The sequence below is a fragment of the Anaeromyxobacter sp. K genome (assembly GCF_000020805.1).
GTDB classification, from domain to species: Bacteria; Myxococcota; Myxococcia; order Myxococcales; family Anaeromyxobacteraceae; genus Anaeromyxobacter; species Anaeromyxobacter dehalogenans.
Genome location: NC_011145.1, coordinates 1,963,110 through 1,976,414 on the forward strand (window position 1 = coordinate 1,963,110; position 13,305 = coordinate 1,976,414).

General features: G+C 75.0%; 12 protein-coding genes. 6 read left to right on the forward strand and 6 right to left on the reverse strand.

What is annotated here, in order from left to right:
• Positions 1-39: 39 nt before the first annotated feature.
• Together ANAEK_RS08690 and ANAEK_RS08695 are read right to left on the reverse strand one after the other, a co-directional pair.
• Positions 40-507 (reverse strand): aminoacyl-tRNA deacylase, encoded by a 468-nt coding sequence (locus ANAEK_RS08690; protein WP_012525781.1) that lies wholly within the window; start codon positions 505-507, stop codon positions 40-42.
• Between the two features lie 163 nt (positions 508-670).
• Positions 671-1,876, reverse strand: coding sequence for a cytochrome c biogenesis protein CcdA (locus tag ANAEK_RS08695; protein WP_012525782.1), 1,206 nt, complete (start codon positions 1,874-1,876; stop codon positions 671-673).
• 174 nt (positions 1,877-2,050) lie between these two features.
• On the opposite strand from ANAEK_RS08695, the gene ANAEK_RS08700 reads away from it, so the two are divergent.
• The 5 genes from ANAEK_RS08700 (at position 2,051) to ANAEK_RS08720 (ending at position 6,569) form a co-directional block, all read left to right on the forward strand.
• On the forward strand, positions 2,051-2,584 hold the full coding sequence (locus ANAEK_RS08700; protein WP_232288409.1) for an RNA polymerase sigma factor: 534 nt from the start codon (positions 2,051-2,053) through the stop codon (positions 2,582-2,584).
• Positions 2,571-3,317, forward strand: coding sequence for a zf-HC2 domain-containing protein (locus ANAEK_RS08705; RefSeq protein ID WP_012525784.1), 747 nt, complete (start codon positions 2,571-2,573; stop codon positions 3,315-3,317). Before ANAEK_RS08700 ends, ANAEK_RS08705 begins: the two co-directional genes overlap by 14 nt.
• A gap of 123 nt (positions 3,318-3,440) precedes the next feature.
• Entirely contained in the window at positions 3,441-4,649 is a 1,209-nt protein-coding gene (locus ANAEK_RS08710) for an MFS transporter (protein WP_012525785.1), read from the forward strand.
• A gap of 1 nt (position 4,650) precedes the next feature.
• Positions 4,651-5,154, forward strand: a complete 504-nt coding sequence (locus tag ANAEK_RS08715; protein WP_012525786.1) for an asparaginase domain-containing protein — start codon at positions 4,651-4,653, stop codon at positions 5,152-5,154.
• A gap of 287 nt (positions 5,155-5,441) precedes the next feature.
• On the forward strand, positions 5,442-6,569 hold the full coding sequence (locus tag ANAEK_RS08720; protein WP_012525787.1) for a DUF4382 domain-containing protein: 1,128 nt from the start codon (positions 5,442-5,444) through the stop codon (positions 6,567-6,569).
• A 90-nt stretch (positions 6,570-6,659) separates the two neighbouring features.
• Here ANAEK_RS08720 and ANAEK_RS08725 read toward each other — a convergent pair whose 3' ends face one another.
• Both ANAEK_RS08725 and ric read right to left on the reverse strand, forming a co-directional pair.
• A complete protein-coding gene (locus tag ANAEK_RS08725; protein ID WP_012525788.1) occupies positions 6,660-7,121 on the reverse strand; it encodes a hemerythrin domain-containing protein in 462 nt (153 codons plus the stop codon).
• Positions 7,121-7,816, reverse strand: a complete 696-nt coding sequence (ric, locus tag ANAEK_RS08730; protein WP_012525789.1) for an iron-sulfur cluster repair di-iron protein — start codon at positions 7,814-7,816, stop codon at positions 7,121-7,123. Before ric ends, ANAEK_RS08725 begins: the two co-directional genes overlap by 1 nt.
• 127 nt (positions 7,817-7,943) lie before the next feature.
• Here ric and ANAEK_RS08735 point away from each other — a divergent pair, with 127 nt between their 5' ends.
• A complete protein-coding gene (locus ANAEK_RS08735) occupies positions 7,944-8,954 on the forward strand; it encodes a sigma-54-dependent Fis family transcriptional regulator (RefSeq protein WP_012525790.1) in 1,011 nt (336 codons plus the stop codon).
• On the opposite strand, the gene aceF is transcribed toward ANAEK_RS08735, so the two are convergent.
• Complete coding sequence (aceF, locus tag ANAEK_RS08740; protein WP_012525791.1) at positions 8,951-10,624, reverse strand: dihydrolipoyllysine-residue acetyltransferase; 1,674 nt, start codon at positions 10,622-10,624, stop codon at positions 8,951-8,953. The two genes, ANAEK_RS08735 and aceF, sit on opposite strands and share 4 nt — an antisense overlap.
• Before the next feature lie 17 nt (positions 10,625-10,641).
• The gene (gene aceE, locus ANAEK_RS08745) at positions 10,642-13,299 is read right to left on the reverse strand and encodes a pyruvate dehydrogenase (acetyl-transferring), homodimeric type (protein WP_012525792.1); all 2,658 of its coding nucleotides are present in this window, start codon (positions 13,297-13,299) and stop codon (positions 10,642-10,644) included.
• Positions 13,300-13,305 lie beyond the last annotated feature (6 nt).

The following is a 13,305-nucleotide window of genomic DNA, read 5'->3' on the forward strand; positions in this document are numbered from 1 at the left end:
ACGCCGTGGCGTGACTCACCCGGGTGGGACCTCAGGACGTCAATGCACCGGCGCGCCCAGGTTGGCGATCGGCTGCACCTGCTCGCAGCGCATCCACTCGGCGGTGTCGAGCAGGACCGAGTCCATGTACGTCCCGGCGGGCATCAGCAGCCGCGGCGCGTGGGCCAGCGTGGCGTCCACGAAGATCGGCGCGCCGAAGAGGCCGAGCGGCGGCTCCGCGCCCGGGTCGCAGGGCCGGAAGTGCTCCGCGAGCTCGTGCTCGGGGACCAGCTCGGCGGCGGCGCCGGTCGCCTCCTCGAGCACGCCGAGCCGGACCTTCTCGGCGGCCGACACCACCGCGATCGCGTACTTGCCGTCGAGCCGCACCACCACCGCCTTCGCGACGCGGTGGCCGGAGACGTGCTCGGTGGCGGCGAGGTCCTGCGCCGACATGGCGAAGGGGTGCGTGTGCAGCTCGTACCCCTGGTGATGCTCCTTCAGGTGCGCCTCGATCATCATCGGGATCATGACCGTTCGCTCCCGTCTCGAGAGATGGGCTACGCGACGATCGTGCCCCCGCCGCCGCGGCGCGGCGCGCTCGCGGCCGGGGGCAGGGGTGGGTCTTCGGGGTTGCCGCGGGCGGGCGTGCCCCCGCGGCGCGCGGCGCGGCGCTCCGCGCTCTCGAGATCCCTCAGCCCGCGGCGGGTCGCGGCGCCGCCGGCGCGGCCTGGCACAGCCGGCCGGAGAGGCGCTGCAGCGCGTCCACCAGCGCGTCGAGAGACTGCTCGCCCACCAGCCGCTGCACCTCGCGGCCGGCGCCGTCGAGCGCGAGGAACGTGGGCACGGCCACCACCCGGTGCGCGCGCGCCAGCGCCGCGCCCTCCGGCGCCTCCACCTGGTGGCGCTCCACCCGCGCGCCCGGGCAGCCGCGCTCCGCCGCGGCCACCACCGGCTCCATCCTCCGGCAGACCGGGCAGCTCCGGCTCACGATCTCGACCAGCGCCGGGCCGTGCCGCGGCGCCACGGCGGCGGGCGCCGCGCCGGGCAGGTCGGGCACCGCCACCGCGCAGGCGGCGGAGGACGCGTCGGTGCAGACCGCGGGCTCGCCGGACTCGGCGGGCCGGGCCGCCGCGACGGACGGGGTCGAGGGGACCGCCGGCGCCGCCGGAGCGCCCGCCGCGACCTCCTCCGCCGCGGCGCCACCCGCGCGCGGCATCAGCACCATGAGCCGATCGGTGGCGAGCAGGATGCCGGCGCCCACCAGCAGGAGCCCGGTGGCCTTCTCGAGCCGGGGCAGCTGCCGCTTCAGCCGGTCGAGCCAGGCGAGCGCGCGCCCCGCGAAGGCGGCCGCGAGGACGAGCGGCGTCACCAGGCCGGCCGCGTACGTGCCGAGGTAGAGCGCGCCGCGGGCCGGGCTCGCGCCAGCCGAGGCGGTCCAGGTGAGCACCGAGCCGAGCACCGGGCCGACGCACGGGGTCCAGCCCAGCGCGAACGCCCCGCCGAACGCGAGGGACGCCGCGAGCGAGCCGCCGGGCCGCACGCGCGCCAGCCACGGCCGCCGCTCCACGTCGAGCGCGGGCAGCCGGAGCACGCCGAGCACCTTCAGGCCGAGCGCGACGACCAGCGCGCCGGACACCGCCAGCAGCGCGTCGCGGTGCGCCGAGAGCGCCTCGCCCGCCGCGCTCGCCCCGGCGCCGAGCGCGACGAACACCGCCGCGAGGCCGAGCGAGAACGCGATCGCGGACGGGACCAGCCCGCGCGGCCGCTCGCCCCGGCGGAGCGCGTCCACCGAGGCGCCGCCGAGCAGCGACAGGTAGACCGGCACGAGCGGCAGGACGCAGGGGGACGCGAAGGTGAGGATCCCGGCGGCGAACAGGCCGGGCAGATCGAAGCCCATCTCTGGATTCTCCCCGGGCGCGGGCCCGGCGTCACGGGGCCGATGTGGGAGCCCGGCCGGCCGCGGACGCGGGCCGGCGACCTCCCCGACACGCCCGGGCGCCCGGAAAGTTCCCGGATCGACCGGTGCCCGGGCGGGATGGCGCCGGCGCCGGGAACCTTTTCGCGGCTCCGCGTGTCTCACCCTCCGGTGGCCGGCGGCTTCCTCCAGCGTGCGCTCGCGCAGGTCCCGTTCCTCCGCCGGAACGGGCGCCGCCTCGCGCGCAGCGCCGCCGACGCGGAGGACCTCGTGCAGGAGACGCTGGTGCGCGCGCTGGAGCGGCAGGAGGAGCTGCGCGACCCGACCCGCCTGCGCGGCTGGCTCGGCGCCCTGCAGCGCTCCATCCACCTGAACGCGGTGCGCGGGCTGCGGCCGCGCCTGGAGGTGCTGGAGGGCGGGCGCGCCGCGGAGGCGACGCCGGACGCCGCCCCCACCGCCGAGGAGGCGCTGCTGGCCCGCGCGCTCGGGGACGGGCTCTCGGCGGCGCTCGCCGCGCTGCCGCCGGAGTGGCGCGAGGCGCTGTGGCTGCGCGAGGTGGAGGAGCTGTCGTACCAGGAGATCGCGCGCGTGCAGGGGTGCCCGGTGGGCACGGTGCGCTCGCGGCTGGCGCGGGCGCGGCGGGAGCTCGCCGGCCGCCTGCGCGAGGAGGACCGCCATGTCGGCCTGTAGCCCGGAGTGGAACGAGCGGGTCTCGGCCTGGCTCGACGGCGAGGTGGAGCGGATGGAGCGGGTGCGGGTGGAGGCCCACCTCGCAGGCTGCCCCGGCTGTGCGGCGGCGGCGGCGGCGTTCGGGCGGCTGCGCGCGGCGCTCCGGCGCGGTGCGGGCCCGGCCCGGGCGGCGCGGCAGGTCCTGCCGGCGCGGCGCGCACCCCGCCCGGCCGTCCGCGCGGCGGCGCTCGCAGCGGGCCTGGCGCTCGCGGCGGGCGGGATCGCCGGCGGGGCCTGGCTGGCGGGGCGGGGCAGGGCGGGGCTGGATCGCGGCCTCGCCTCCGACGCGGAGCGCACGCACCTGCGCTCCTTCTCGCGCGCCTCGCCCTGCGAGTTCGAGTCGCGCGACGCGGGCGCGGTGGCCTCCTGGCTCGAGGGCGCGCTGGGCTTCACGGTCCCCGTGCCCGAGCTCCCGGGCGCGACGCTCCTCGGCGCGCGCCGGTGCGCGCTGGGCGGGCAGCCGGCCGCGCACCTCCTGTACCGGGTGGGCGAGCGCGCGCTGACCGTGCTCGTGCCGGGCGCGGGCTCGCCGGCGTCGGCGGCGGTGGAGCGGGTGGCGCGAGGCGGCGCGAGCTGCACCGCGGGGCCGCTCGGCGAGCGGGTCTGCGCATTGCCCCTGGCGCGCCCGGCGCTGGCGGTGTCCGAGCTGGATCCGCCCGCGCTCCTGGCGCTGTTCGACGCGCCGCGCGGCTGAAGCGCCCGGTCGCGCGACGGGGCTCGGCGCGAGCGGATCGCGCGATGGCGCGCCGCGCGGCTGACGGCCCGGGCCGACGGTTCCGCGAGCGCGGCGGCCGGATCGGATCTAAAACGTCCGGCCGTGCCCGCCGCGCCCTCCGTCCGGTTCATCGTGCTCGTGCTCGCCGTCGCGGCGGGCGCCAGCGTGGGCAACCTGTACCTGCTGCAGCCGCTCCTCCCCGAGGTGGCGCGCGCGTTCTCCACCTCGCCGCGGGCGGTGGGGGTGGTCTCGATGCTGACGCAGGTCGGGTACGGCGCCGGCATGTTCCTGTTCGTGCCGCTCGGCGACGTGCTGGAGCGGCGCCGGCTCATGCTGGCGCTGCTCGGCGCGGTGGCGGTGGCGCTGCTCGCGGTGGCGGCGTCGCCGACGCTGCCGGTGCTGGCGGGCGCGTCGCTGGCGGTGGGGACGACCACGGTGGTGCCGCAGCTGGCGCTCCCGCTCGCCGCGCACGTGGCGCCGCCGGAGGAGCGCGGCCGCGCGGTGGGCGCGGTGATGGGCGGGCTGCTGGTGGGCATCCTGCTCGCGCGCACCGCGAGCGGCTTCCTGGGCGCGCACCTGGGCTGGCGCGCGGTGTACGTGGTGGCCGCGGCGCTCATGGTGGCGCTGGCGGCGGCGCTCCGGGCGCTGCTCCCGCGGAGCGAGCCGGACGCCTCCATGCCGTACCCGGCGCTGCTCCGGTCGATGCTCGACATCGCGCGCGAGGAGCCGGTGCTCCGCGAGGCGGCGGCGCTCGGCGCGCTCGGGTTCGCGGCGTTCAGCGTGTTCTGGAGCACGCTCGCGTTCCAGCTCGAGGCGCGGCACGGGCTCGGGCCGGACGTGGCCGGGCTGTTCGGGGTGCTCGGCGCCGCGGGCGCGCTGGCGGCGCCGGTGCTGGGCCGGCTCGCCGACCGCACCCGCCCCCGCGCGAACGCCGGGATCTCCATCGTGGTGGCGCTGGCCGGGTTCGCGGTGTTCGCCGCGAGCGGGAGCGTCCCGGCGCTGGTGGCGGGGGTGCTGCTCCTCGACGTGGGGGTGCAGGGGAACCACGTCTCGAACCTGGCGCGGGTGCACGGGCGCCGGCCGGAGGCGCGCAGCCGCATGAACACCATCTACATGGTGACCTACTTCGCCGGCGGCGCGCTCGGGACCGCGGTCGGGACCTGGGCCTGGACCGCCCGCGGCTGGGGGGGCGTGTGCGCGGCGGGCGCGGCGTTCCTCGCGGCCGCGCTGGCCCTCTGGGCGCTCGGGCTGCGGCGCGCGCCGGCCCCCGCGCGCGACGGTTCCCGCGGCAACCCGGCCCGAGGGGATTAGAATGCTCCCCGTGAGCCAGCCCATCCGCGTGTTCGTCACCGGTGGTACCTTCGACAAGGAGTACGACGAGCTGTCCGGTCGGCTCTACTTCAAGGACACGCACCTGCCGGAGATGCTGCGGCTGGCGCGCTGCCGCCTCGACGTGAGCGTCCGGAACCTCATGATGGTGGACAGCCTCGACATGACCGACGGCGACCGCCGGATCATCGTGGAGAGCTGCCGCTCCGCCGCCGAGGACCGCATCCTGGTGACCCACGGCACCGACACGATGGCCGAGACGGCGCGGGCGCTCCTCGCCGCAGGCCTCGGCAAGACCGTGGTGCTCACCGGCGCGATGATCCCGTACGCGTTCGGCAGCTCCGATGGCCTCTTCAACCTCGGCAGCGCGCTCTCGTTCGTGCAGGTGCTGCCGCCCGGCGTCTACGTGGCCATGAACGGCCGCGTGTTCCCGGGCGACAAGGTCCGCAAGAACCGGCAGACCGGGACCTTCGAAGACCTCGCCTGAGCGCGTCCGGCCACCGGACTCGACGCGCGCGCTGGTCGGGCGCGCCGCACCCGACTCGGACTGGAGCTTCTCCCCGCTGCGTCGCAGCGTCGCGGACGCGCGGCCTCGCTGTGCCCTGGCGTGGTGTCGCGCAACCCTGGGGCGGCGTGGTCGTCGGAGGTGGGTGGAGGTCGTCTTCCGGAAATTCAGGGCCTGAGACGAGCGTTTCCCGGCCCCGAGTGTTCAAGGTTGCGACCGCCAGCCCGGTTGCTGGCGTCGCTCCCCTGGTCATCGAAGGAGGTTCGTACATGAAGCTTCAGGGTCTTCGCATCGCGCTCGCCGGCGCGCTCGCGCTCGGTCTCGCCGCGTGCGGCTCGTCCAGCAACGACGCGCCCGCCCGGATCAACGTCCGCCTGGTGGACGCGCCCGGCGACTACACGCAGCTGTTCCTCGACGTCCGCGAGGTGCAGATCGACGGTCCGGACGGCTGGCAGACGCTGGGCACCTGGACCGGCGGCCCGATCGACCTGCTCACGCTCACCAACGGCTTGAGCAAGACGCTGGCCGAGAACGCGCCCATCGCGGCGGGTCACTACGGGCAGATGCGCCTGCTGCTCGGGCCGGACAACACCGTGGTGGTGGACGGCATCGCCGAGCCGCAGCCGCTCAAGGTGCCCTCGGGCATGCAGTCGGGCGTGAAGCTCACCGTCAACTTCGACGTCGAGCCCGGCACCACCAAGGACGTCTTCATCGACTTCGACGCCCACAAGTCGGTCTTCGTCCACCGCGCCGGCAACTCCGACCAGTACATCCTCCGCCCGGTGGTGCGCGCGTTCGACCAGGTGGTCACCGGCACCATCTCCGGCACGGTCACCGCGGGCGGCACGGCGGTCGCCGGCGCCAAGGTGCTGATCGAGACGGTCGAGGGCGGCGCGCCGAGCGTGGTCCGCGCCACCGTGACGGGCGCCGACGGCAAGTACGCCGTCGGCCTGCTGCCGGTCGCCACGACCTACTACGTGGTCACGCAGCCGGTGGTCGGCGGCACGGTCTACCAGAGCTTCGCGAGCGGGCCGATCGAGCTCACCGCGGCGGCGCCGCTGCCGGTGCAGGACATCGCGCTCACCGTGGCGGCCGAGCACGGCGGCATCAACGGGGCGGTGACGCCCATCGCGACCGACACGCAGCGCGACCTGCTGCAGGTCATCCAGCCGTTCGGGGCGACGCCGGTGAACCTGATCGTCCGCGAGGTCACCCCGGTGGTGGCCGCGACCGAGACGTTCGCGGCGCCGGACCTGCCCGCCGGCGCCTACTCGCTGGTGCTCACGCGCGACACGTTCGACGCGAACGGCGACCAGACCGGTCACGCCGTGGCCGCGCCGGTGGCCGCGACCGTGACGAACGGCGCCACCGCGAACGTGGCGCTCACGGCGCCGTAGCGGGGGGGGCCGGGCGGGGCGCGGCCCCGCTCGCCGTACGGGAGGGGCGACGGCCCCGCTGCCCTTCACGGGCGGCGGGGCCGTTCCTCTTCAGGGGAGCGCGGGCGAGAGCGGGCCGCCGATGGCGCGCCCGGCCGCGGTCTCGTCGAGGATGGGGAAGAACACCGCCTCCTCCAGCTCGAAGTGCGCGAGCACCACGCCCAGGAGCCGATCGGCGTGGCGGACGAAGCCGGCCGCGTCCTCGGGGTCGCCGGCGCGCCGGGCCAGCTCGGCCATCCCGCGGTGGATGATGTCGTGCTCGTAGCGCATGGAGGCGCTGAACGCGCGCGGCCCCTCGCAGGCGAACTTGTCCACCACCGGGTGGAGCGTCCGCTCCTCCCACTCCAGGTGGCCGCGCAGGCAGCGATCGAGCCCGGCGACCACCTCGCGCATGGTGGCGGCGCGCGCCGCGGGCGGGCCGGCGGTGACCGCGCCGGCCTTCTCCGCCACCTCCTGCAGCCGCGCCCGGATCCCCGCGCGCGTGGCCCGCAGGGCGTCGGTGGCGCGGGCCATCAGCTCCGGGCCTCGGCCGCGGCGCGCCCCGCGAAGCGCGGCATGAGCACGTGGTTCTCGAGGTGGACGTGGCGGAGCACGTCGGTCTCCAGCGTCTCCAGCTCGCTCATGAGCACGCGGTAGCTGCGGCAGCCCCACTCCGGCACCGTGAACGCCTCCGAGAGCGCGCGGATCCGCTCCAGCAGCGCGCCGACCTGGAGGTGGTCGCTCATCATGCCCTCGAGCTCCTTGCGGAGGATCTCGCGGTCGGGCGCCGGCGAGAGGAGCGCGGGGAACAGCACCGCCTCCTCGTGGTCGAGGTGCGGCTCGAGCGCGGCCGCCAGCTCGAGGAACGCGTCGCGCACGCCGAGCAGGCGCGGGTTGTGGTCCCCGTGCACGCTCGCGACCTTGTGCGCGAGCGGCTCGAGGAACGGCAGGGTGCGGCGCAGGTAGGCGTGGTGGCGGTCCACGATGCGGGCGACGAGCGCGAAGGTGGAGAGCGCGCGGGGATCGTCGTCGCCGTCCGCCTGCGGGAGCGAGGCCTCGAGCTCGGCGAACACCGTGTCCGGGTCGAGCGCGCGCGGGCGGCAGGCCTCGGCGACGCTGACGTCCCCGTGGCAGCAGAAGTCGATGCGGTGCTTCTGGAAGATGCGGGCGGTGACGGCGTGGGCGGTGACGATCTCGGCGACGGTGGCGTTGCGGTCGATGGCAGGCATGTTCGTTCGGTCTCCTCGGAGGGAGCCCAGAGCACGGGCCGTGCCGTATACCGATCCCCCGGTTTTCCGGCCGGAATGCGCCGGTGCGCGCGGCGGCGGCCCCGGTTAAGCTCCACCCTGGAACACCATGGAACGCCTTCCGGTCATGAGCGACGCCTGCGCGGTCTGCGGGCTGGGGACGGTGGTCTCCCGGGTGCGGCGCACCACGCACGTGGTCGCCGAGAGCCCGGCCATGCAGGCGGTGCTGGTTCGGGCGCGCGACTTCGCCGACGCCGACGCCCCGGTCGTCATCCTGGGCGAGAGCGGGACGGGCAAGGAGGTGGTCGCCCGCGCGCTCCACGCGAGCGGCCCGCGGGGCGCCCGCCCGTTCGTGGCGGTGAACGTGGCGGCCTTGCCGGCGGACCTGCTCGAGTCCGAGCTGTTCGGCCACGTGAAGGGCGCGTTCACCGGCGCGACCGCCGAGAAGCAGGGGCTGCTGGAGGCGGCGCACGGGGGCACGCTCTTCCTCGACGAGATCGGCGAGATGCCGCTGCCGCTCCAGGCGAAGCTGCTGCGGGCGCTCGAGGACGGCGAGGTGCGCCGGGTGGGCGACACGCGCGCGTTCGGCGTGGACGTCCGCTTCGTCTGCGCCACGCACCAGGACCTGGCGCGCCTGGTGACGGAGGGGCGCTTCCGGGAGGACCTCTACTACCGGCTGAAGGTGCTGGTGCTGCGGCTCCCGCCGCTCCGGGATCGCCCCGAGGACGTGCTGCCGCTGGCGCGCCGCTTCCTCGCCGAGGAGAAGCGGCCGGGGCCGGGGTTCTCCGCCGAGGCCGAGCGGCGGCTCCTCGCCTACCGCTGGCCGGGGAACGTGCGCGAGCTCGGCAACGTGGTGCGCTACGCGGCGGCGGTGGCGCGCGGCGCCGAGATCCGCCCCGAGCACCTGCCGGAGGAGCTGACCGCGCCGGCCGCGCCCGCCGGTGCCGCGCCGCGGGGCGGCGCCCCGGGCCCGGTGGCGACGCTCGCCGAGGTGGAGCGGGCGCACGTGCTCGCGGTGCTGGAGCGCTGCGGCGGCTCGCAGGCCGAGGCCGCGCGCGCGCTCGGCATCGGCCGGAACACGCTCTGGCGCAAGCTGAAGGCCTACGGGAACGGGCCCTAGAGCACGATCCGCCGCAGGTCGCCGAGGAGCTGGCCCAGGTACGTCGTGATCCGCGCCGCCAGCGCGCCGTCGATGACGCGGTGGTCGTAGGAGAGGGACAGCGGCAGCATCAGCCGGGGCTGGAACTGCGCGCCGTCCCACACCGGGCGCATGGCGCTCCGCGAGACGCCCAGGATGGCCACCTCCGGTGCGTTGATGATGGGCGTGAACGCGGTGCCGCCGATGCCGCCCAGGCTGGAGATGGAGAAGCAGCCGCCCTGCACGTCGGCGGGGGAGAGCTTCCCGTCGCGCGCCTTCGCGGCGAGCTCGCCCAGCTCCTTCGCGAGCTGCAGGACGCCCTTCTGATCGGCGTCCCGCAGCACCGGCACCACCAGCCCCTGCGGCGTGTCGGCGGCGAAGCCGACGTGGAAGTAGCGCTTCAGCACCAGCTCGTCCCCGTCGAGCGAGGCGTTCAGCTCGGGGAAGCGCTTCATGGCGGCGACGCAGGCCTTCACCAGGAACGCGAGCAGCGTCACCTTCACGCCCTGCTTCTCGTGCTCGCGGTTCAGCTCGACGCGGAAGCGCTCCAGCTCGGTGATGTCCGCCTCGTCGAACTGCGTGACGTGCGGGATCATCACCCAGTTCCGCGCCAGGTTGGTCCGCGACAGCTTGCGGATGCGCGAGAGCGGCTGCCGCTCCACCGGCCCGAAGCGGGTGAAGTCCACCTTGGGCCAGGGCGCGAGGTCGAGCGCGCCGCCCCCGCCGCCGCCCGCCTCGAGCCGGGCGAGCGAGGCCTTCACGAACTTCTGCACGTCGTCCTGCAGGATGCGGCCGCGCGGGCCGGTCCCCTCGACGCGGGCCAGGTTGGCGCCCAGCTCGCGGGCGAGCTTGCGGACCGAGGGCGAGGCGTGCGGCACCTGGCCCTGGGCACCGGCCTCCGGCGCGACCGGTGGCGCGGCGGGGGCCGTCGCCGGGGCCGGCGCGGCGGCCTTCGCTGCGGGAGCCGCGGCGGGCTGGGACGGGGCCGGCGCGGCGGGCGGTGGCGCGGCGCCGGTCGTCCCGGCGGCGGGCGCGACCGCGTCCAGGATCGCCACCAGCGATCCCTCGCTCACCTTGTCCCCGGCCTTCAGCGCCACCTCGCGGATCGTGCCGGCCGCGGGCGCGGGCACGTCGAGCGTGGCCTTCTCCGACTCGAGCGTGGCGAGCGGCGCGTCGGCCTCGACCCGATCGCCCGGCTTCACCAGCACCTCGATGACCGGGACGTCCTTGAAGTCGCCGATGTTCGGGACCTTCACCTCCACCGTGCGCGGCGCGCCCGCCGGCGCGGCCGCGGCCGGAGGCGCGGAGGGCGCAGCAGGGGCAGGGGAGGGCGCCGGCGCGGGCGCCGCGGCGGCGGGCTTCGCGGGCGCGGCCTGGGCGGGCGCGGCGGGCGCCTCCGCCTTGGCCTGCCCGTCCGCCGCCTCCAGGGTGACCACCAGCGATCCCTCGCTGACGCGGTCGCCGACCTTCACCTTCACCTCGCGGATGGTGCCGGCCGCGGGGGCGGGCACGTCCAGGGTGGCCTTGTCCGACTCGAGCGTGACCAGCGGCGCGTCGGCGTCCACCTGCTCGCCGGGCTTCACCAGCACGTCGATGACCGGGACGTCCTTGTAGTCGCCGATGTTCGGGACCTTGACCTCGATGGTGCGCATGTCCTCGTTCTCGCGGTCTAGACGGTCCAGGGGGCGGGCTTCGCGGGGTCGATGCCGTACTTCTTCAGTGCCTCGGCCACCTTCGCGGCGGGCACGGTGCCCTCGTCGGCGAGCGCCTTCAGCGCGGCGATCGCGACGTGGTGCCGGTCCACCTCGAAGAAGCCGCGCAGCTTCTCGCGCGTGTCGGAGCGGCCGAAGCCGTCGGTGCCGAGCACGTGGTACGCGCGCGGCACCCAGGGGCGGATCTGCTCGGCGAAGGTGCGGACGTAGTCGGTCGCGGCGACGACCGGCCCCTGCGTGCCGCCGAGGCAGGTCTCCACGTGCGAGCGGCGCGGCGCGTCCTCGGGGTGGAGCCGGTTGTGGCGCGACACGGCCATGCCGTCGCGCGCCAGCTCGGTGAAGCTCGGGCAGCTCCACACGTCGGCGTCCACGCCCCACTGGCTCTTCAGCAGGTCGGCCGCGGCGATCACCTCGCGGAGGATGGCGCCCGAGCCGAGGAGCTGGACGCGCGGCGCCTTGCCCTTCGCCTTCGCGCCCTGCTTGAACAGGTACATGCCCTTGACGATGTCCTGCTCCGCGCCCTCCGGCATGCCCGGGTGCGCGTAGTTCTCGTTGAGGACGGTGACGTACCAGTACGCGTCCTCCTGCTCCGCCAGCATGCGGCGCAGGCCGTCGTGCACGATCACCGCCACCTCGTACGAGAAGGTCGGGTCGTAGGAGCGGCAGTTCGGGATCACCGACGAGAGCACGTGCGAGTGCCCGTCCTCGTGCTGGAGTCCCTCGCCGTTCAGCGTGGTGCGCCCGGAGGTGCCGCCGACGAGGAAGCCGCGGCAGCGCATGTCGCCCGCCGCCCAGGCGAAGTCGCCGACGCGCTGGAAGCCGAACATCGAATAGAACAGGTAGAAGGGGATCATCGGCTCGCCGTGCGTGGCGTACGCCGACGCCCCGGCGATCCAGTCGCACATCGCGCCGGCCTCGGTGATGCCCTCCTGCAGCACCTGCCCCTGCTTGTCCTCGCGGTAGTAGGCGAGCTTGTCCGCGTCCTCCGGCGTGTACAGCTGGCCGACGTGGCTCCAGATCCCGAGCTGGCGGTACATGCCCTCCATGCCGAAGGTGCGCCCCTCGTCCGGCACGATGGGCACCACCCGCTTCCCGATGGCCTTGTCGCGCGCGAGGAGCGTCATGATCTGCACGAGCGCCATGGTGGTGGACAGCTCGCGGTCCTCGCTGCTCTTCAGCAGCCGGTCGAACGTGGAGAGCGGCGGCACCTCGAGCGGCTTCGCCTTGGCGCGGCGCCGCGGGCGGTCGCCGCCGAGGTCCTGCCGGCGCGCCTTCAGGTACTCGAGCTCCTTCGAGCCCTCCGGCAGCTTCAGGAACGGCACCTTCTCGAGCTGATCGTCCGGCACCGGCAGGTCGAAGCGGTCGCGGAAGCGCCGGATGGCGTCCACCGCGATCTTCTTCTGCTGGTGGGCGATGTTCATGGCCTCGCCGGCCTCGCCCATGCCGTAGCCCTTGATGGTCTTCGCGAGGATCACGGTGGGCTGGCCGGTGTGCTTCACCGCCGCGCCGTAGGCCGCGTAGACCTTGAACGGATCGTGCCCGCCGCGGTTCAGCCGCCAGACGTCCTCGTCGGACAGCTCCGAGACCATGGCCTTCAGCTCGGGCGAGTTGAAGAAGTGCTCGCGGACGAACGCGCCGTTGCGCGACTTGTAGAGCTGGTACTCGCCGTCCACCACCTCCATCATCCGGCGGCGCAGGATCCCCTCCGAGTCCTTCGCGAACAGCGGATCCCAGTGGCGGCCCCAGATCACCTTGATGACGTTCCAGCCGGCGCCGCGGAACGTGCCCTCCAGCTCCTGGATGATCTTGCCGTTGCCGCGCACCGGCCCGTCGAGCCGCTGCAGGTTGCAGTTCACCACGAAGATGAGGTTGTCGAGCTTCTCGCGGCCGGCGCGGTCGATGGCGCCCATGGCCTCCGGCTCGTCCATCTCGCCGTCGCCGCAGAACGCCCAGACCTTGCGGTCGGACGTGTCGGCGATGCCGCGGTCGTGCAGGTACCGCATGAAGCGGGCCTGGTAGATGGCCATGTGCGGCCCGAGGCCCATCGACACGGTGGGGAACTGCCAGAAGTCCGGCATGAGCCAGGGGTGCGGGTACGAGGACAGGCCCTTGCCGTCCACCTCCTGGCGGAAGTTCTGGAGCTGCTCCTCGCTCAGCAGGCCGAGCAGGAACGCGCGCGCGTAGATGCCGGGCGCGGAGTGGCCCTGGATGTACACCAGGTCGCCGCCGCGCTCGGGCGTCCAGGCCCGCCAGAAGTGGTTGTAGCCGACGTCGTAGAGCGTCGCGGCCGAGGCGAAGCTGGCGATGTGGCCGCCGACGTTCGTGTGCTTGTTCGCCCGCACCACCATCGCCATCGCGTTCCAGCGGAGGTAGTGGCGGATGGTCTGCTCGATGGCGAAGTCGCCCGGGTAGCGCGGCTGCTTCTCCACCGGGATGGTGTTCACGTAGGCGGTGTTGGCCGAGAACGGCAGGTACGCGCCGGAGCGGCGGGCGCGGTCGATGAGCTGCTCGATGAGGAAGTGGGCGCGGTCCGTGCCCTCGCGCTGGAGCACGCCCTCGAGGGCGTCCAGCCACTCGCGCGTCTCCTGCGGATCGAGGTCGGGGAGCTTGTCCATGTCGGT

Bases quoted from the DNA above. Each gene is read 5' to 3' on its own strand.
- ANAEK_RS08690 (WP_012525781.1), bottom strand. From the start codon at position 507: ATGATCCCGATGATGATCGAGGCGCACCTGAAGGAGCATCACCAGGGG.
- ANAEK_RS08695 (WP_012525782.1), bottom strand. From the start codon at position 1,876: ATGGGCTTCGATCTGCCCGGCCTGTTCGCCGCCGGGATCCTCACCTTC.
- ANAEK_RS08705 (WP_012525784.1), top strand. From the start codon at position 2,571: ATGTCGGCCTGTAGCCCGGAGTGGAACGAGCGGGTCTCGGCCTGGCTC.
- ANAEK_RS08715 (WP_012525786.1), top strand. From the start codon at position 4,651: ATGCTCCCCGTGAGCCAGCCCATCCGCGTGTTCGTCACCGGTGGTACC.
- ANAEK_RS08720 (WP_012525787.1), top strand. From the start codon at position 5,442: ATGAAGCTTCAGGGTCTTCGCATCGCGCTCGCCGGCGCGCTCGCGCTC.
- ANAEK_RS08725 (WP_012525788.1), bottom strand. From the start codon at position 7,121: ATGGCCCGCGCCACCGACGCCCTGCGGGCCACGCGCGCGGGGATCCGG.
- ric (WP_012525789.1), bottom strand. From the start codon at position 7,816: ATGCCTGCCATCGACCGCAACGCCACCGTCGCCGAGATCGTCACCGCC.
- ANAEK_RS08735 (WP_012525790.1), top strand. From the start codon at position 7,944: ATGGAACGCCTTCCGGTCATGAGCGACGCCTGCGCGGTCTGCGGGCTG.
- aceF (WP_012525791.1), bottom strand. From the start codon at position 10,624: ATGCGCACCATCGAGGTCAAGGTCCCGAACATCGGCGACTACAAGGAC.
- aceE (WP_012525792.1), bottom strand. From the start codon at position 13,299: ATGGACAAGCTCCCCGACCTCGATCCGCAGGAGACGCGCGAGTGGCTG.